This is a genomic window from Streptomyces sp. iso_384 (assembly GCF_056172905.1).
Genome location: NZ_JBWBTT010000040.1, coordinates 1 through 925, shown reverse-complemented (window position 1 = coordinate 925; position 925 = coordinate 1). Strand labels below are relative to the sequence as shown.

Annotated in this window: 2 protein-coding genes; both read left to right on the top strand. The window is 72.1% G+C overall.

Annotated features, from left to right (window positions below):
- The first annotated feature begins 298 nt into the window (after positions 1 to 298).
- Positions 299 to 730, top strand: a complete 432-nt coding sequence (locus AC0VY3_RS38295) for a RapZ C-terminal domain-containing protein (protein WP_475552069.1) — start codon at positions 299 to 301, stop codon at positions 728 to 730.
- Positions 727 to 925 (top strand): helix-turn-helix domain-containing protein (locus tag AC0VY3_RS38290; RefSeq protein WP_475552068.1); only part of this gene is annotated, 199 nt, incomplete at its 3' end. The genes AC0VY3_RS38295 and AC0VY3_RS38290, both read left to right, overlap by 4 nt.

Here is a 925-nt window from a genome sequence, read left to right as displayed (position 1 = left end):
CGGACGAAGCGCTGTACGCCGCTGTGAAGGCACGAGAGGCCCGTGATCGTCTCGGGAGCCGAGAGGCGCTCAGAGCGCCTCAGAAGGCCGTACAGCGCCGGGAAGGATCATGTGCGCTCGGACTGATAGGCGCAGTGGCCAGCTCTGCCCGGCCGTGCGATTACTGCGCACCAGAAGCGCCGGTCCGCCGCCGGACCCGGTCCCTCACCAACCGGCGGACACGCTGCTCGCGCGGACTCCTGAAAGACGCAACAGGCAACGCCTTACGCGGCGTGGGTGCAGGCAGGAAGGTGGAGGCATGTCCCAGACACGCTTAGGGCCCCGGCCCTCCCCCGACCTGGTCCAGACCGTGATCGTCAGCTACGGCGACGGTCACCACGACACGCCCCGCGGTGACGCGCTGCGTATCGACACCCGGCCGCTGCGCAATCCGCCCAGCGACCCCGTCGTACGCGAGCGGATGCTGCACTCCACCGGCCTGGACCCCCACGTCCAGGCGTACGTCCGCGCCACCCCCGGCTTCGAGACGATCGTCCAGCGCGGCCTGGACCACGCCCTGGCCCTCCTGGCCCTGCCCGGCCGCCGGTTCCGCGTCGACATCCACGTCACGTGCGGCGGCGGCCGTCACCGCTCCGTCGTCGCCGCGGAAGAACTCGCCGCCCGGCTCCAGGCCGCCGGCATCGGAGCGGAGACCGAGCACCGGCACATCGACCGGCCGATCCTCACGTGAAGGACCTGTTCACCGAACACGAGCTGGCCGCGCTCCGCCTCCTGGCCCAGGGCCGTACGCAGGTCGAGATCGCCCAGGCCCTGCGGATCCGGCCGGAGACGGCAGGCCGGCTGCTGAACCGTGCGCGCATCCTCCTGCGGGCCCGGACGCTCCCTCACACCGTCGCCCGCGGCTACGAGACCGGCCTCCTGGGCC

What these genes read in the sequence shown, in the direction of transcription:
- AC0VY3_RS38295 (WP_475552069.1), top strand. Translation starts at nt 299, where the DNA reads ATGTCCCAGACACGCTTAGGGCCCCGGCCCTCCCCCGACCTGGTCCAG.